The sequence below is a fragment of the Microbacterium sp. zg-Y1090 genome, from assembly GCF_030246945.1.
Taxonomy (GTDB): Bacteria; Actinomycetota; Actinomycetes; order Actinomycetales; family Microbacteriaceae; genus Microbacterium; species Microbacterium wangruii.
Genome location: NZ_CP126742.1, coordinates 2,841,846 through 2,859,577 on the forward strand (window position 1 = coordinate 2,841,846; position 17,732 = coordinate 2,859,577).

Genomic DNA, 17,732 nt, shown 5'->3' on the forward strand with positions numbered 1-17,732 from the left:
CCGGCACCCACGGTGCCACGCTAGCTCAGCCCAGGATGCTGGGCTCCAGATCGCGCAGCGCCCGGAAGTGCGTCTGCCGGGTCACGCCGATGGCGGCGATCACGAACCCGGCGACGAGCCAGGCCAGGAGTACCGCGGCATCCAGAATGGTGCGACTGAGGTCGCCGCCGTACATGAACTGCCGCATGCCGTCGACGACGAAGCTCATCGGCAGCACCTGGTGCAGCGCGGCGAGAGGGCCGGGGAGCGTCTGCCAGGGGAAGGTGCCGCCGGCGCTGACGAGCTGCAGCACCATCAGCACGAGTCCCAGGAATTGGCCCACCTCCCCCCACCACACGTTGAGCGCGAGGATGATCGCGGTGTACGTCAGGGTCGCCAGCAGCATGATGCCGAGCGTGCCGAGCGGATAGACCATCGGGAACCCGAGCGCGTAGACCAGCACGAGGAAGAGCAGCGCCATCTGCAGCATCCCGAAGAGTCCGGGCGTCAGCCAGCCGGCGAGCGTGATCCGGATGGGCGAGTGCAGCGCCGTGACGGCGCGGCGGGAGATGGGCCGGACGATGAGGAACAGCGCGTAGATGCCGATCCAGCCGGCGAGCGCGCCGAAGAACGGCGCGAGCCCGGCACCGTAGTTCGCGGCCTCTGCAGCCGCCGTCGTGTCGATCGTGATGGGGTCGGCGATGATGCGCGCCTGCGCGGCGCGGACGTCGGCGCTGCTGTCGGGGATCTCGCCCGCGCCGCTGACGAGGGCGTCGCGCAGCTCCACCGTGCCCGAGGAGAGCGTGCCTGCGCCGTCCCGCAGCGTGGCCGTCCCCGATGACAGCTCCTGCAGGCCGGAGGCGAGCGTGCCCAGCCCGTCGCGCAGCGACACCGCACCGTTGGCCACCTCCGCGCTGCCGCGGGAGAGCTCGTCGATCTCGCCGACGACCTCCTGCACGCGCTGGTCGCCGACGCGGATGCCGTCGGCGACGGTGTCGAGCCGCGACAGGATGGCATCGACGGTGGGGGGGTCGAGGCCGAGCGCGACCAGTTCGGCGGTGATGTCGGCGCGGGCCTGCGGCAGATCGGCGGTCAGCTGCGCGACCACCGATCCGACGCGGTCGGCGGCCGCGGCGATCTGTTCATCGCCGCCCGCCACCTGGGCCGCACCGTCGGCCAGTTGGGCGGCGCCGGCCTGCAGCTGCGCGGTGCCGTCGACGGCGCTCACTGCTCCCTCCGCGATGCGCACCGTGCCATCGGCCAGCTCCGCGGCGCCGGAGGCCAGCTGATCGGCACCTTGGCCGGCCTCGACGATCTTGCCGCGGATGGTCGAGATCGAATCGAGCAGCGTGGCGGCCGCCTCACGACTGACCTGCTGGGTTACGGCCGCGCGGATGCGGTCCACCGCCTGCGAGGCGATGTTGCTGGCGAGGTAGCTGTTGGCGTCGTAGGTCTCCAGCAGGATCTTCGCGCGTTGAGGATCATCTCCCGAGACCGATTCGAGGGAGGCGGTGAAATCCGTCGGCAGCGTGATGGCGAAGTCGAACCGGTCGCGCTCCAGGCCTTCCCTGGCCTCGGCCGCGGAGACGCGGCTCCAGTCGAAGTCGCGCCCCTTGAGGAGTTCGTTCGCGACCTCGTCGCCGATATTGCGGGCCGGGGTGTCCCCCTCGGCGGCGACCCCCTCGTCCTCCACGACGAGGGCGACGGGGACGTCGGGGAACTTCGCGTAGGGGTCCTGGTTGGCCCAGAGGTACAGACCCCCGTACAGGATGGGGACGATGATGAGGGCGAACAGCGCGAGCGCCGACATCTTCGTCGACACGAGCCGGCGCAGCTCGGCGAGGATCATCTGCGGCACCTTGAGGTGCGGCACCGGGATCGGCGCGGCCCTCATGAGCGGGCATCCTCGACGGCGGGCTCGCCGGGATCGCCGGCCTCGCGGTCGGTGTCGTCGGTGATGGCCCCGATGACCTTGGCCGAGGAGTACCCGGCGATCATGAGCATTCCGAAGCCCCGGTCGGCGAGCGCGAGTGCCTGGTCCCACCAGATGCGCGGGTCGCCGCCGTGACGGTCGGGGGCGACGACGACGAGCGCCTCGACGTCGGCGCGCAGCACCGCCAGTTCGGTGAGCAGGTGCATCCGCGCGCGGGGGGCGACCGTGGCGATGGGGCGGCGCATGAGGTGGTCGAGATGATGGTGACTGAGCCAGCGATGCACCGTGCGGCGGCCGGACGACACGCCTGCGAACATGAGCTCCTCCGCCGTCACGGCGCCGACCGTGACACGCGGCGCGGGTTCGGAGATGTCGGGCGCATCCACCAGGGCGATCCGCCGGCGCATGCCCGCGGCGTCGGCCATGCCGTCGATCTCGATGGTGCCCTCGTCCGGCTTCATCCGGCCGGAGGCCAGCAGACCGAGCACGGTCGGGCGCTGCTCGGTCTCGGCGCGGGCGAAGACCGCCTGGCCCGTCTCGAACGAGAGGTCGGTCTGCGGCAGGGCTTCGCCGTTGCGCCCCTTGCTCACTCCGCGAAGCTCGATCTTCATGGCGTAACCTCCCGGTGCTGGGCTCCCGACCGCTGCGCTCCTGCGCGCCGGCGTGGAAACCGAGTCTCCCCGGCGGCACCCCCGCCGTCCATAGCCCCGCTCGGCGTCGGGCGTGCACGCCCGATTTGCCATCCGGGACGACCGGCGGCAGGATACCCCTGGGGGTATCTTGCCCCGAAGGAAAGTGAGTACGCGATGACGTCATCCCCCAGCCGCACTGCATCCGCCACGGGACCGCGGGTCGTGATCGTCGGCGGCGTGGCCGCCGGCATGTCCGCCGCCACCCGCCTGCGCCGCTTGGATGAGACGGCTCAGATCACCGTGCTCGAGCAGGGTCGGTACGTGAGCTTCGCCAACTGCGGGCTGCCGTACTACGTGGGCGGGGTGATCGCCGACCGTGATTCGCTGCTTCTGCAGACTCCGCAGTCACTGCGCGCGCGCTTCGACCTGGACGTGCGGGTGGGCCACGAGGTCGTCGCCATCGACCGTGACGCACGCACCGTCACGGCACGTGAGATCGCCAGCGGGGAGACGGTCGTCGCGGCGTACGACCACCTGATCCTGGCGACCGGTGCCGCGCCGCGCATGCACGTGGACGCCGCGCCGGACGCCGCGCCCGTGGTGACGCTGCGGACGATCGATGACGTCGATCGGATCACGGCCGTGCTCGCGGCTCGCGGCGAAGAGCAGGGTCGCGCCGTCGTCATGGGCGCGGGCTTCATCGGCTTGGAGGCGACCGAGAACCTGGTGCACAGAGGCCTGGCGGTCACGCTCGTGCAGCAGGGCACGCGCCCGATGTCGCCGCTCGACCCCGAGATGGCGGCCGCGGTGATGGACACGCTGGTGGCTCACGGTGTGGATGTGCGCACGAGCACCACCGTCGACGCGATCGACGCGGCCGGCGTGCATCTGTCCGACGGCACCGTCGTCACGGCCGACCTCGTGGTGGATGCGCGTGGCGTCGCCCCCGCGGCAGGCCTGGCCCGGGCGGCCGGCCTGCGCATCGGTGCCACGGGAGGGGTCGTCGTGGACGGGCATCAGCGCACCGACGACCCGCGGATCTTCGCCGTCGGCGATGCCGCCGAGAAGACGGATGCCGTCTCGGGCGAAGCCACCCTGGTCACGATGGCCGGGCTGGCGAACCGCCACGGGCGTGCGGCGGCGGACGTCATCGCGTGGGACAACGGCCGACTGGATGCCGCTCCCCGGCTTGCCGGCCCCGCGCTCGGGACGGCCATCATCGGCCTGTTCGACGTGACGGTGGCGATGGTGGGCTGGAGCGAGCAGCGCCTGATCGCCGCGGGCCGTGAGCACCGGGCGATCCACACCCACCCCACCGACCACGCCGGGTACTACCCCGGGGCGCAGCGTATGGCGATGAAGGTGATGGTCGATCCCCTGTCCGGTCTGATCCTGGGCGCGCAGATCGTCGGCGGGAACGGCGTGGACAAGCGCATCGACGTCATCGCGACCGCGATGCACGCGGGACTGCCCGCTGCCGAGCTGGCACACCTCGAGCTCGCCTACGCGCCGCAGTATGCGTCGGCGAAGGACCCGCTGAACATGGTGGGGTACGTCGCGGAGAACCTCGCGACCGGTGTGACCGACTCGGTGCAGTGGCATGAGCTGCCGGCGGCGCTCGCCGCGGGAGCAACCCTGATCGACGTGCGCTCACCGCAGGAGTTCTCCGCGGGCGGGATCCCGGGGAGCATCAACATTCCCGTCGACGCGCTGCGCGAGAGCATCGCGTCGCTGCCCGACGGCGAACTGATCGTGCACTGCCAGGTGGGTCAGCGCGGCCATACCGCCGCGCGCATCCTCGCGCAGCTGGGACGTCCCGCCCGCAACCTCGACGGCGGATACCTCACCTGGAAGGCCGGTGCCGCCGTCGCCGCCGCTCTGCAGCCTGCCTGACAGCACAGCTGACACGTCGGCGGGCAGGTCGCCACCGGGTCGTCCCGTGCGGCACGATGGAGGCCATGGCTCTGCTCCTGCGTCCGTGGACCGGCGAAGACGCCGCGGCGCTCGCCCGTGCTGCGCACCGCGACCCGGACCTCTCCATCCAGTTCAACGGCGGCGATCTATCGGATCCCGCAGCGGCGGCATCCTTCATCGAGGCGAACCTGCGCTTCGACGAGCGGACGAAGAACTGGGCGCTGGTCGACGACGGCGTCGCCGTCGGCAACGTCGGCGCGTCCGGCATCGAGTTCCGGCACGGGACGGCATGGATCTCGTACTGGCTCGCCGCCCCCGCTCGGGGCAAGGGGTACGCGACCAGCGCTCTTCTCGCGGTGTGCGACTGGGCGTTCGGGCAGGGAGTGCACCGCTTGGAACTGGGGCACCGCGTGAACAACCCCGCTTCGTGCCGGGTCGCGACCGCGGCCGGCTTCCGCGCCGAGGGGATCGAGCGCGAGAAGCTCCGCTACGGCGACGAACGCTTCGACGTCGAGACGCACGCCCGCCTGGCCACCGACCCTCAGGTCGTTGCGCAGCCGTCGTCGCCCCCCGTGACCCTCTTCTCCACCGCAGAGGACGCCCTCACGGGCCTGGGCTAGAACGGCGGCGGCACCCCCGCGCTACCCGCCGCGCTGAATGCCAGCACCCGTGCCGGCACGTCGGGGTAGACCCTGCCCGTCGGGCTGGTCCACTCCAGCGCTCCCCCTGCGCGCTGCACCACCGTCCACGCGGAGTGGTGCTTGAGACTGTGATGTCGCCGGCACAGGTGCGCGAGATTGCAGACCTCCGTGGCGCCGCCGCGCGCGAAGTCGACCGTGTGGTCGATGTCGCAGCGCCAGACACCGGAGCGGCACCCCGGGAACCGACAGTGCTCGTCGCGCGCCCGCAGATATCGCCGCTGCGCCTGCGTCGGTCGGTAGCAATCGCTCGCGGTCACGGCGCCGGTGCCGGCATCCACGAAGAGCCGGTCCCACGAGGGCGCACCGCCGGCGAGGTGCCGGGCCGTCGCCGGATCCACCGAGCCGTGGCCGGGGATGAGGGCGACACCGTCGCCCCCATTCAGCGTCGCCGCGGGAACCGTCACCTGGACGTGCGCGACGATCGCCTCGGTCTCGCACCTCGTCGCATCGGACGCCGTGGCCGTCGCGTGTCCGGTGAGCAGCAGGTCCGCCAGCACATCGGCGCGACGCTGATCGATCGTGCGCGCGTCGACAGCGCCGCCGAGGTCAGCCTCGCCGCCGTCGCCGGGTTCGCGACCCTCGCCACGTCCGCCGAATTCTCCCGCGCCCGCCTCGCCACGACCGCCGCACCCGGTCGCATCGTGAGCCGCATCGCTGCCACGCCCCTCGTCGCCGCCTGCCGCGCCGCCTGCCGCATCGCGGAGAGCCCGGGCGTACCGGTCGATGCGGTCGCGGATGCCGTGCGCCAGCGCCGCGGGGAGCAGCGCCACCAGTTCGGCCATGCCGTCGTCGAGATCGCGCACCCACACCCGCCGCCCCTGCGCGGCATCGACGTGCCGCTCGGTCGGCGGCGCAGGGTCGATGCGCTGTGCCAGCATCGCGATGATCGGCCGCGCCCGGCCGGGCGTCTCGCGCTCGGCCACCACCAGCGCCGCCTGCTCGAACAGAGTGCGAGCCTCGGGATCGACGATGCGGGACCCCGCCTCATCGATGACGCGCACGTGCGCTGCGTCGATGCGCCCCTCGCGCAGCGCAGCGACGACCAGCGGGAACGCGACCAGCAGCGCGGCCGTGCGGTGGATGCGCTCCTGCATCCCTCGATCGGACCGCCGCAGCGCGGCCCCCACTTCGGCGGCGATCGACCGTAGGGGCAGCTCGCGCTCCCGCTGCGCGGACACCGGGATGCGTGCGGTCTGTGCCGCGGCGATCTCGCCGGCGCGCCCCAGCAGCTGCAACTCGCGAGCATGGAGCGCCGCCATCGCCCGCCGGTTCTCCTCGAGCCCTTCCACCACGTCGCTCATCGACCGCGCATGGGTCGGCTCGGGAAGAGCGGCGGAGGAGGTGTGCATAAGGAGATTCTCCTCGCACCCTCCGACATTGAGGCAGGGAATTCCCCGGTCAGATGACTATTGTGGACAACTCAGACCGTACCCGACCTGTGCAGAAGGCGCGGCCGCAGCAGGTGGGCGGGCGACGCGCAGCAGGCGGCCGGGCGACGCGCAGCAGGCAGGCGGGCGACGCGCAGCAGGCAGGCGGACGACGCGCAGCAGGCAGGCGGACGACGGCAGCAGGCAGGCGGACGACGCCAGCACCGCAAGCGGGCGAGCCGCCGGATCGGGCTGCCGGCCCTGCGTGCGGCCACGCCGGCCCCACCCCTTCAGTCCCCCAGCCCGCGGACGCCCCCGCACCGCGCACGCCCCCGCCGGCCCTCAGCCCGTCAGTCCCCCAGCCTCCGCCGCACCCGCGGCGGGGGCGGCGGCGGAACCTCTTTCGCCGCGATGATCGCCCCGCGGGGAATGCGCTCCACGCCGCGCTTGCCGTCGACGACCACCGTCGTGGCATCCGCGCTCAGCAGCTCGCCCAGCGCATCGGTCGCCTGACCGGTCGGCAGCAGGTAGCGCACCGCGACGCGCCGACCGGGCTCGGGCAGGGTCACCATGAGCCGGGAGCGTAATCCTTCAGGAACACCCCGAACAGGTCCTCGCCGGCCTCGCCGCGCACGATCGGGTCGTAGACGCGGGCCGCGCCGTCGACGAGGTCGAGCGGCGCGTGGAAGCCTTCTTCGGCGAGGCGCACCTTGGTGGGGTGCGGCCGCTCGTCGGTGATCCAACCGGTGTCGACGCTGGTCATGAGGATGCCGTCGCTCTCGAACATCTCCCGCGCGCTCGTGCGCGTGAGCATGTTCACCGCGGCCTTGGCCATGTTGGTGTGGGGATGCCCCGGACCCTTGTAGCCCCGGCCGAACACACCCTCCATGGCACTGACGTTGACGATGTAGGTGCGGCGCGCGGCACTGGCCGCCAGGGACGGCCGCAGCTTCGACACCAGCAGGAACGGCGCCGTGGTGTTGGCCAGCTGCACCTCGAGCATCTCGAGCGGATCGACCTGCTCGACGCGCTGGGTCCACGAATTGATGCCGTCGAGGTCGGGGATGAGCCCGCCGGCGTCGATCGCCGTGCCGGCGGCGAGCCGCTCGAGCGAGCTCGAGCCCGCAGCCATGGCCTGCTCGGTCAGCTCCTCGGCCCGCGACACGACGGCCGCCTGCGCGGTCAGCTCGTCGGCGCGCGAGGCGGCGGCCGCGAGGATGGGGTGCGCGCTCACCGAGCGCTCCAGCGCCTGCGGATGCCGGTCGTTGGTGTGACCGAAGGTGATCAGTTCCGGCAGCGGCCCGTCGGGGAGGGGCGCCAGCTCGGCGTCCACCAGCGGCTGATACGCGCCGGGCGAGCGCCGCACGGTCTGCGTGGCGTTGTTGATGAGGATGTCGAGGGGGCCGGCGGCCGCGACGTCGTCGGCCAGGCCGATCACCTGCGCGGGGTCGCGCAGGTCGATGCCGACGATCTTCAGGCGGTGCAGCCATTCGGCCGAGTCGGGCAGGCTGCTGAACCGGCGCACCGCGTCGCGCGGGAAGCGTGTGGTGATCGTGGTGTGCGCGCCGTCGCGCAGCAGTCGCAGCGCGATGTACATGCCGATCTTGGCGCGGCCGCCGGTCAGCAGCGCCCGCCGGCCGGTCAGGTCGGTGCGGGCGTCGCGCTTGGCGTGACTCATCGCCGCGCAGGCAGGGCACAGCTGGTGGTAGAACGCGTCGACGATCGTGTACGGCTGCTTGCAGATGTAGCAGCCGCGGGGCTTGATCAGCGTCCCGGCCGTCGGGGCGGTCGTGGTCGTCGAGATCGGGATGCCTCGGGTCTCGTCATCGATGCGATCGGGGGCTCCGGTGGCGGTCGCGGCGACCACGGCGCGGTCGGCCTGAGCCACGGCGTCGCGGATCTCGCGACGGCGCACCTTCTTGACGGCCTTGAACATGGCCGCCGTCGCCTGACGCACGGCGATGTAGTCGGGGTGACTCTGATCCACCCGGTCCATCTCGGCCAGCACCCGGAGGGTGGTCTCGAGGTCGGCGGGATCGATCCCGCTCGAGGTCACGTCGGACGTGGGTGATATCGCAGCGGGCACAAGGAATTCTACGACGGGCCGCATGGGCGAAACCTGTTACCGTGCCAGCGTGACGACAGCGATGGATGCCCCGCCGCGCAGCATCCGCGTCTCGGCGGCGGTCATCGTCGACGCCGAGGGGCGGCTGCTGGTGGTGCGGAAGACCGGCACGACCGCGTTCATGCAGCCGGGCGGCAAGCCCGAGCCCGGCGAGACGGCGAGCGAGACGCTCAGTCGCGAGCTCGCCGAGGAGATCGGCATCCGCATCGCGCCCGACGCCCTGCGCCCGCTCGGCGTCTTCACCGCCGCTGCGGCCAACGAGCCGGGCTTCCTCGTCGTAGCCGACGTGTTCGCCGCCGACATCGGCGGTCAGCAGCCGCGCGCCGCAGCCGAGATCGCCGAACTGCGGTGGGTGACGCGAGCGGATGCCGACGAGCTCGACATCGCCCCGCTGGCGCGGGAGAACTTCCTGCCCGAGTGAAGCCGATCGCCTCGTCGCTGCGGCGGCCGCGGGTGCCGCAGCGACGAGGCGCGTCGATCTACGGGGCGCTGCCGTCCGCCGTCGTGGAGTCCGCCGCGCCGGGCCGGTGCGGCGCGGCATCCGGCGCCGCCGCCTCGCCGACCTTCCCGGGGACGTCCTCCTCGCGGGCGCGCCGGCCGAGCGGGATCGTCGTGAGCAGACCCACGAAGAGCGCAGCCACCGCGACCCACGCGGCCACCGATACGCCCTGCGTCAGCGCGTCTCGCGCCGCGTCGGCGATCGCGGCCGTGGCCGGGTTCTTGCCGAGCTCGCCGATGAGAGCACCGGCGGACGTCGAGACGGCATCCACCAGTTCGCCCACCTTCGGATCCGCCGCGATCTGGTCGCTGAGGCGCGACTCGGTGCCGATGCGCAGCGTCGTGAACAGCGCGGTCCCGAGCACCGCGATGCCGAGGGCGGACCCCACCTGACGCGAAGTGGACTGCACCGACGACGCCTGTCCCGACTTCTCCACGGGCACGTCGATGAGGATGAGCTGCGTCAGCTGCGCCGTGGCGAAGCCGACGCCCATGCCGTAGAAGAACAGCGGAACGCCGGTGACCCACAGGTTCGAGTCGGGGCGGATGAGCAGGGCGAGCGCGGCGAGCGAGACGATCTCCAGGATCACGCCCAGGCGCACCATCTGCACCGGCGACAGGCGCTTGGACAGCGACTGGATCGACCCGCTCGCGAGGAACGAGCCGACCGCGAGCGGCAGCAGGGCCAGGCCCGCTTCCAGGGCGTTCATGTCCCGGGCGTACTGGAACCACAGCGGCAGGGAGAGGATCAGGCCGAACTCTCCGAGCGAGACGGTCAGGGCGGTGATGTTGCCGTTCGCGAACGTGCCGATGCGGAACAGGGACACGTCGATCAGCACCGACTTGCTCGCGGCCACACGCCGGCGCTCCCGCCACACCAGGGCGGCGAGCACGAGGATCGAGAGGACGAACAGCACCGGGATCACGCTGAATCCGCCGAGGCTGATCGGTGCGGAGTCCGTCGCCTCCCACCACCCGTAAGCGCGCCCTTCGATGAGGGCGAACACGAGCAGGCCGAACCCGAGCACCGAGGTGCCCACGGCGATCCAGTCGCTGAAGCGGCCGGCGTCGCGCTGGCGGGATTCGGGGATGCAGAGCATCACGCCGATGATGACCACGACGCCGAACGGCAGGTTGATCCAGAACGCCCAGTGCCACGAGAACGCGCTCGTGAGCCAGCCGCCGAGCACCGGTCCCACTGCGGCCATCGACCCGATCGTCGCACCCCAGACCGCGAACGCGATGCCCCGCTCCTTGCCCCGGAACGTGGCGTTGAGGAGGGCCAGGGTGGTCGGCAGGATCATCGAGCCGCCGACGCCCTGCAGGGCGCGGGCGGCGATCAGCCAGGTGCCGTCGATGGCGAAGGCGCAGAGGATGCTCGACGCGACGAAGACCACGACACCGATGACGAGCAGCCGGCGACGGCCGAGGCGGTCGCTCGTCGTGCCCCACACCATGAGCAGAGCGGCGAAGACGAGCGTGTACACCTCCTGCACCCATTGGATCTGGGTGGTGGTGAGATCGAGCGACTCGACGATGCTCGGGACCGCGACCGAGACGATCGTCGAGTCCATGATGATCAGTGCGACGGCGACGGAGATGGCCGCCAGACCCCACCAGCGAAGGCGGTGGTAACGCTCAGTGTCCTGGTTCACGTCGGGTCACACTACTCCTGCTTCCGGGTTTTGGACGACGGATACCGACACGGTGTCAGCTTCCGCTTCGGGCGGCGAGGCCGGGCTTGTCCGACAGGCGGAGCTCCTTCAGGAAGAACGCCACCACGAACCCGGCCACCCCGAGCGGAAGGAGGTACCAGAACGAGGTCGCGAGGGCATCGGCGTACGCCTCGACGACCCGGTCGCGCAGCTCGGCAGGGAGCTGCTGCACGGCGGAGGGGGTGAGCGATTCGGCCCCGAACCCCGAGGGCACCTGCGAACGGGGGAGCCGGCTGATCGTCTGCTCGAGGTCGTCGCGCAGCGACGTGGTGAAGGCGGTGGAGAACAGACTGGTGCCCACCGCCGCGCCGATCTCGCGCAGGAAATTGTTCGTCGAGGTGGCCACGCCGATGCGCTCGGGGTTCACCGCGTTCTGGGCGGCGATCACGAGCGTCTGCATCACGAATCCGAGCCCGAACCCCAGCACGAAGATCATGGCGCCGAAGGTCACCATCGACATGTCGGCCGAGAGCTGGGTGAGCCACAGCAGCCCGAGCGTCGCGATGCCGAACCCCGCGATCGGGAACACCTTGTAGCGGCCCGTGCGGGTGATCAGCAGTCCCGACGCCAGCGCGGTGATCATGAGGCCGACCGTCATCGGCAGCATCAACAGCCCCGAGTCGGTGGCGCTCGCGCCCTCGGCCATCTGGAGGAACGTCGGGAGGAACGTCAGCGCGGCGAACATCGCCACGCCGAGGATGAGCGAGAGCGTCGCGGCGACGGCGAACGTCCGGCTGCGGAAGATGTCCAGCGGCACGAGCGGGTCGGAGGCCTTGGACTCCACCACCAGGAACAGTGCGAATGCCAGGATCGTCCCGGCCAGGAGTGCCAGGAGCCCTGGGCTGGCCCAGTCGTACGAGGTGGTGCGGGTGAGCGAGGTCCAGCTGGTGAGGAAGACGATGCCGGCCGTCGTCGCGGCCAGCAGCACCGCCCCGGCGAGGTCGAACCGATGCTGCCTGCGGTGCTCCGGAATCCGCAGGGTGAACCATGCGATGAGCAGGGCTGCGATGCCGACCGGAACATTGAGCCAGAAGCACCAGCGCCAGCCCGGCCCCGAGGTGAGCCAGCCGCCGAGCAGCGGGCCCGCCACCGTGGCGATGCCGAACACCGCCCCCATGGGTCCCATGAACTTGCCGCGCTCCCGAGGCGAGACGATGTCGGCGATGATCGCCTGCGAGAGGATCACCAGCCCGCCGGCGCCCAGCCCCTGCAGCGACCGCCAGGTAATGAGGCCCTCGAACGACCCCGAGAGCGCAGAGCCCGTCGAGCCGACGATGAACAGGGCGATGGCGAGGAGGAACGGGGTGCGACGGCCGAAGAGGTCGCCGACCTTTCCGTAGATGGGCATGACGATGGCGATGGCGAGGAGGTACGCCGTGACGATCCACCCCTCCCCCTGGGCCGCCCCCAGGTCGCCGACGATCGTGGGCAGCGCGGTGCTCACGACGGATTGATCGAGTGCCGACAGCAGCATCGCCGCGAGGAGGGCGCCGAAGATCGTGTAGACCTGCCGTCTGGTCAGATCCACCCCGGACCGGTCGATCGACGCCGCGGACGCGCTCACGCGTACGGTCTACCACCGAAACCCTGCGCTCAGAAGGCCCACGCACCGGCTCCATCGTCCCGCTCAGGCTCGAGGCGTACCGTGGGCGGCATGACGCAGAAGCCCGAAGCATCCTGGTACTGGTCCGAGGAAGGCGTGAACTTCCACACGCGCAAGTGGGTGCGCCCCGAGGATCTCAATGCGAACGGCACGCTGTTCGGCGGGAGCCTGCTGCGGTGGATCGACGAGGAGGCGGCGATCTACGCCATCATCCAGCTCGGCAACTACCGCGTGGTCACGAAGTTCATCTCGGAGATCAACTTCGAGGCGTCCGCCGTGCAGGGGGACCTCGTCGAGATGGGGCTGACCGCCACCCACTTCGGGCGCACGTCACTGACCATGCGCGCCGTGGTGCGCAACATGATCACGCGCCAGCGCATCCTCACGATCGAGAAGATCGTCTTCGTGAACCTCGGTGAGGACGGTCGGCCCGTGCCGCACGGCTTCACCGACATCACCTACGACCGCGACCGGATGCCGCGCGAGCACTCCAACACCGGCACGGTGAAGCTGCCCAACATCTGACGGCGGGCGCCGTCAGCGCGGCCGGGTCGCCTGCTCCAGCAGCTCCAGCACGTGCCGGTACTCCCGGCCGGTGGCGCGGGTCATGCCGATCTCGCACGTGCGGTTGCACGACGCGTGCGCGTCGGCGTCGATCGTGGCGACCTCGGCCGCCTCGGCCGCGGTCGCCGATGCGGTGAGCTCGGGATGCAGCATCCCCCGGTCGCCGGCGAAGCCGCAGCATCCCCAGGCGTCGGGCACGGTCACGGTCGAGGCGACCGCCGCGCCCACCGCCTGCAGCGCCGGGTTCAGTCCCATCTGCGTGGACGAGCACGTCGGATGCAGCACGAGCGAGTCGACGATCGGCGCCACGGCGCCGAGCACCGGCAGCACGAGGCGGGCCACGAAGTCGACGGCATCCTCGGTGCGATAGTCGAGCCCGGCGTCGGCGAAGATGTGCGCGAAGCCCTCGGTGCAGCTCGCCCCGTCACTGACGACGACGAGCTCGCCGTCGCCGGACGCCTCCCGCACCGCGTCGACGACCCGCTGGGCCATCACGTCACGACCGCCGGCGAACCCCTTCGACGTCCACGGCGTGGAACAGCAGAGCGACTCGATCCCTTCGGGAACGAGCACGCGGATCCCCGCTCGCTCCACCAGCCGGGTGAACGCCTCGGTCACCCCGATGCCGTCGCCGGCGGGACCGAACATGCTGTTGACGCAGGCCGGCAGGTACACCGCGACGGGGTCGCCGGTGCCGCCGCCCTGGCAACCGGCCTTCGCACGGCGCTTCGCCCCGCCTGCGGGCAGGTCATCCGTGTAAGCGGGCACGGTGTCCGTGCCGAGCACCGCGCGCCCGAGGGTGGTCGCCGCGCCGACGAGGCCCGCCGGCACGGCGTCGGCGGTGGTGAGGGCGACCGCACCGAGGCGCGTCACCGGCCCCCAGGCCTGGGCTGCGGCCTTCCACCCCGCCGCGAGCACGGGGTTCGCGTTCTCCCGCCGCAGCCGTTTGACGAGGGACCCGGTGTTGATCAGCACGGGGCACGCCGTCACGCACATGCCGTCGACGGCACACGTCTGCACGCCCTCATAGTCGTAGTCGCGCTCCAGCGCCTGGACGAGCGCATGATCGCCCGCGGCCTCGGCCCTCGCCATGCCGCGGCGCACCACGATGCGCTGGCGCGGAGTGAGGGTGAGGTCCTTGGACGGGCACACCGGCTCGCAGTACCCGCATTCGACGCAGCGGTCGACCTCGGCCTCCACCGGCTCCGGCAGCTTGATGTCGCGCAGATGCGCGTCGGTGCCGTCGTCGATGATGACGCCGGGGTTGAGGATGCCGGCCGGGTCGCACAGGCGCTTGAGTTCGCGCATCACGTCGTACAGCTCGTCGCCGTACTGCCGTCGCACGTAGGGTGCCATGACCCGCCCGGTGCCGTGCTCGGCCTTGAGGTTGCCGCCCGCCTGCAGCACGAGGTCGACCATCTCGTCAGTGAATCCCACGAAGCGCCCCATCGCCGCGTCGCCCGCGAAGCGGTCGGTGAGCATGAAGTGGATGTTGCCGTCCTTGGCGTGGCCGAAGATGACGCTGTCGCGGTATCCGTAGCGCTCGAACAGCACGTGCAGCGACTCGCAGGTGTCGGCGAGGGCGGGCACCGGCACGACGATGTCCTCGAGCAGCGCGGTCGTGCCGCTCGGACGGGCACCGGCCACCGAGGTGTACAGGCCCTTGCGCAGCTTCCACGCGGTGGCGCGGGCGATCGGGTCGGCGGAGAAGGCGGCGGCGGCCCGCAGCGGAGCCTCGCCGAGCACCCGTGCACCTCGGGCGGTGAGCTCGGCGACCGCCTCGTCGGTCGCGCCCTGGTACTCCACGAGCAGCGCCGCCTCCGCGGCGACGTCGAAGCCGAGGATCTGCGCAGGAGCGTCGGCGAAGGACTGGCCGACGCGGATGCTCGTGGCATCCATCAGCTCGATCGTCGCCGCGCCGGTGGCGACGAGATCGGGCAGCGCACGGGTGGCGTCGTCGAGCGTGGCGAACACGGCGAGCGCCGTCGCCGCCTTCGGCTGGATCGGCACCGTCCGGTAGGTGGCTTCCGCGATGAAGGCCAGCGTGCCCTCGCTGCCGATGAGCAGATGCGTGAGCACCTGCACCGGGGAGTCGAAGTCGACGAACGCGTTGACGCCGTAGCCCATCGTGTTCTTCATCGAGAACTGCCGGGCGATGATCGCCATCGACTGGGGGTTCTCGCGCACGCGTCGCTGCAGGCGCACGAGACCGTCGAACAGTTCCGGCTCCTGCGCCTTGAGCCGCGCGTCGGCGTCGGGGGCGGCGGAGTCGACCACCGTGCCCGAGGGCAGCACGAACACGAGCGACTCGAGCGTGCGGTAGGTGTTCTCGGTGATGCCGCACGCCATGCCGCTGGAATTGTCGGCCACGACGCCGCCGATGGTGCACGCGGCTTCGCTGGCCGGGTCCGGCCCGAGCCGGTGGCCGGTGCGCAGCAGCCGCATGTTGACCTGCCGCACCGTCGCCCCGGGCTGCGCGCGCACCCGGGCGCCGCCGTCGAGCACCTCGATGCGACGGAAGCCCTGACGCGTGTCGACCAGCAGGTCGTCGCCCGACGCCTGGCCCGAGAGGCTCGTCCCGCCGGAGCGGAAGGTCACCCGCGATCCGCTCGCGTTCGCGGCGCGCAGCACGCGCGCGACCTCGGCGGCGTCCTCGGCCACGACGACCGCGTTCGGGGTGAGCAGGAAGTGCGACGCGTCGCTGGCGTAGGCCACCCTGTCGATCGCCCTGGTCTTGATGCGGGACGGCTCACCCACCGCCTCGGCGACGGCGTCCGGGACGCCGCCGACCAGGGCGATGGACGAGGCGGGGACGGCGGTGGTCACGGTGTGGGCACCATCCAGGCGAGCACGGTGGACTGCAGGTAGATGAGGCCGGTGAAGACGACCAGCAGCCCCAGGCTCCACCAGATGAGCTTGCGGAAGAGGTCGCCCTCTTTGCCCGCCATGCCCGCGGCGGCCGCGGCGACGGCGAGGTTCTGAGGCGAGAGCATCTTGCCGAGCACGCCGGCCGACGAGTTCGTCGCCGCCATGAGGATCGGGTTCAGCCCCGCCTTCTCGGCGGCGGTCACCTGCAGCAGCCCGAACAGCGCGTTGGACGACGTGTCCGATCCGGTGATCGCGACACCCAGCCAGCCGATGACCGGCGAGAGCAGGGCGAACAGCCCGCCGGTGGCGGCGAGCGCCGCACCCAGGCTCTGGGTCTGCCCGGAGAGGTTCATGACGTAGGCGAGGGCGAGCACCGCGACGACCGTGACGATCGTGAAGCGCAGCTGGTTCAGGGTGTGACCGTACGCGGCCACGGCGTCCTTGGGGCGGATCCGGTAGATGAGCGCGACCATGATGCCCGACAGCAGCAGCAGCGTGCCGCCGGTGCCGAACACGTTCAGCGAGAAGGTGGTGCCCACCGGGTCGCCCGCGGCGTTGGCGATCTCGAGCCCCGGCCACGGGAACATCAGGGTCACGGACTGGGCCAGGAACTGCTTGATCACGGGGATCTGCGCGACCGAGAACACCGCGATGATGACCACGTAGGGCATGACGGCGTTCCAGGTCAGGTTGCCGCGCGAGCGCGAGGCTGTGTCGACCCGCACGGCCTCGGCCACCCGCACCCGGGAGTCGGAGCGCGTACCGGAGCCGGTGTCCGAACCGGTGCGGCTCTGGCTGGTGCCGGCCGCCGCGGCGGCGGAGGCCGAGGCGATGCCGGCCTCACGGTCGGCGGCATCGAAGACGAGCGTCTCGGAGGGCTTCCAGAACCGAAGCATGATCAGCACCGCCGCGACCGTGACCACGGATGCCACGACGTCGGTGATCTCCACGGCGATGAAGTTCGCCGTGACGAACTGGGCCACCGCGAACGCGATGCCGGCGACGACGGCGACGGGCCACGTCTGGCGCACCCCCCGCATGCCGTCGACGATGAACACGAGGATGAGCGGCACGATCATCGCCAGGAACGGTGTCTGGCGGCCCGCCATCTGGGACAGCAGGTGGATGTCGATCCCGGTGACGCCCGACAGCGCGATGATCGGCGCGGCCATGGCGCCGAAGGCCACGGGCGCGGTGTTGGCCAGCAGCGAGACGATGGCGGCCTTCAGCGGCTTCATGCCTGCCGCGATGAGCATGGCGATGGAGATGGCGACCGGTGCCCCGAACCCGGCGAGCGACTCCAGCAGCGCACCGAAGCAGAAGGCGATGAGGATCGCGAGGATGCGCTGGTCGTCGCTGATGGCGCGGATGCGGTCGCCGAGCACCTCGAACCATCCCGTGACCACGGTGAGGCGGTAGACCCAGAGGGCGTTCACGAGGATCCAGAGGATCGGGACGATGCCGTACAGCGCACCCTCCGCCGTGGCGCTCAGCGCCTGCAGGGGCGGCATCTGCCACACCAGCACCGCGAGCACCAGCGAGAGGACGAGCCCGACCAGCGCGGCCTTCCACGCCTTGACGCGGAAAACGCCCAGCAGCACGAAGAGGGTGGCGAGGGGGATGACGGCCACCAGCGCGGAGAGCGCGAGTGACCCGAAGACCGGATCGAGGATCTGCTGGAACACGGGACTCTCCTTCGAGTCGTGAGAAGCGCATGTATCGCGCCAACGGTTGCCTTATTGTTAGACATGTAGACACGTCAGTCAAGAGTCATTGTCGGACGAACCATAAACTCGGGGGGTGCTCTCACCCCGGGGCACAACGAAGGAGTGT

13 protein-coding genes are annotated in these 17,732 nt (G+C 71.1%); 4 read left to right on the top strand and 9 right to left on the bottom strand.

The features are described from left to right. Nucleotides 1–25 precede the first annotated feature (25 nt). A complete protein-coding gene (locus QNO26_RS13320; protein ID WP_257533688.1) occupies nucleotides 26–1,873 on the bottom strand; it encodes a YhgE/Pip domain-containing protein in 1,848 nt (615 codons plus the stop codon). Continuing rightward, a complete protein-coding gene (locus QNO26_RS13325; protein WP_257533689.1) occupies nucleotides 1,870–2,523 on the bottom strand; it encodes a P-loop NTPase family protein in 654 nt (217 codons plus the stop codon). The genes QNO26_RS13320 and QNO26_RS13325 overlap by 4 nt, the downstream gene beginning before the upstream one ends. A 195-nt stretch (nucleotides 2,524–2,718) precedes the next feature. Between QNO26_RS13325 and QNO26_RS13330 the strand changes: the two genes are divergently transcribed. Together QNO26_RS13330 and QNO26_RS13335 are read left to right on the top strand one after the other, a co-directional pair. Then, entirely contained in the window at nucleotides 2,719–4,437 is a 1,719-nt protein-coding gene (locus QNO26_RS13330) for an FAD-dependent oxidoreductase (protein WP_257533690.1), read from the top strand. Nucleotides 4,438–4,502: 65 nt separating this feature from the next. Then, on the top strand, nucleotides 4,503–5,078 hold the full coding sequence (locus QNO26_RS13335) for a GNAT family N-acetyltransferase (protein ID WP_257533691.1): 576 nt from the start codon (nucleotides 4,503–4,505) through the stop codon (nucleotides 5,076–5,078). On the opposite strand, the gene QNO26_RS13340 is transcribed toward QNO26_RS13335, so the two are convergent. The 3 genes from QNO26_RS13340 to QNO26_RS13350 form a co-directional block, all read right to left on the bottom strand. Continuing rightward, nucleotides 5,075–6,508 (bottom strand): HNH endonuclease signature motif containing protein, encoded by a 1,434-nt coding sequence (locus QNO26_RS13340; protein ID WP_257533692.1) that lies wholly within the window; start codon nucleotides 6,506–6,508, stop codon nucleotides 5,075–5,077. The two genes, QNO26_RS13335 and QNO26_RS13340, sit on opposite strands and share 4 nt — an antisense overlap. Before the next feature lie 368 nt (nucleotides 6,509–6,876). After that, nucleotides 6,877–7,098, bottom strand: a complete 222-nt coding sequence (locus tag QNO26_RS13345) for a putative acetyltransferase (protein ID WP_257533693.1) — start codon at nucleotides 7,096–7,098, stop codon at nucleotides 6,877–6,879. After that, a complete protein-coding gene (locus tag QNO26_RS13350) occupies nucleotides 7,092–8,636 on the bottom strand; it encodes an SDR family NAD(P)-dependent oxidoreductase (protein ID WP_257533694.1) in 1,545 nt (514 codons plus the stop codon). Before QNO26_RS13350 ends, QNO26_RS13345 begins: the two co-directional genes overlap by 7 nt. A gap of 37 nt (nucleotides 8,637–8,673) precedes the next feature. Between QNO26_RS13350 and QNO26_RS13355 the strand changes: the two genes are divergently transcribed. Further along, nucleotides 8,674–9,072, top strand: coding sequence for an NUDIX hydrolase (locus tag QNO26_RS13355; protein ID WP_257533777.1), 399 nt, complete (start codon nucleotides 8,674–8,676; stop codon nucleotides 9,070–9,072). A gap of 58 nt (nucleotides 9,073–9,130) precedes the next feature. Here the strand turns inward: QNO26_RS13355 and QNO26_RS13360 are convergent, their stop codons facing one another. Together QNO26_RS13360 and QNO26_RS13365 are read right to left on the bottom strand one after the other, a co-directional pair. After that, entirely contained in the window at nucleotides 9,131–10,804 is a 1,674-nt protein-coding gene (locus QNO26_RS13360) for an MFS transporter (RefSeq protein WP_257638662.1), read from the bottom strand. Nucleotides 10,805–10,859: 55 nt separating this feature from the next. Further along, on the bottom strand, nucleotides 10,860–12,428 hold the full coding sequence (locus tag QNO26_RS13365) for an MDR family MFS transporter (RefSeq protein WP_257533696.1): 1,569 nt from the start codon (nucleotides 12,426–12,428) through the stop codon (nucleotides 10,860–10,862). 90 nt (nucleotides 12,429–12,518) lie between these two features. Between QNO26_RS13365 and QNO26_RS13370 the strand changes: the two genes are divergently transcribed. Continuing rightward, nucleotides 12,519–12,992, top strand: a complete 474-nt coding sequence (locus tag QNO26_RS13370) for an acyl-CoA thioesterase (RefSeq protein ID WP_257533697.1) — start codon at nucleotides 12,519–12,521, stop codon at nucleotides 12,990–12,992. A gap of 12 nt (nucleotides 12,993–13,004) precedes the next feature. On the opposite strand, the gene QNO26_RS13375 is transcribed toward QNO26_RS13370, so the two are convergent. Continuing rightward, on the bottom strand, nucleotides 13,005–15,857 hold the full coding sequence (locus QNO26_RS13375) for an FAD-binding and (Fe-S)-binding domain-containing protein (protein ID WP_257638661.1): 2,853 nt from the start codon (nucleotides 15,855–15,857) through the stop codon (nucleotides 13,005–13,007). Further along, nucleotides 15,854–17,584: an L-lactate permease gene (locus QNO26_RS13380; protein ID WP_257638660.1), complete on the bottom strand. Its 1,731-nt coding sequence runs from the start codon at nucleotides 17,582–17,584 to the stop codon at nucleotides 15,854–15,856. The genes QNO26_RS13375 and QNO26_RS13380 overlap by 4 nt, the downstream gene beginning before the upstream one ends. Nucleotides 17,585–17,732: the final 148 nt, after the last annotated feature.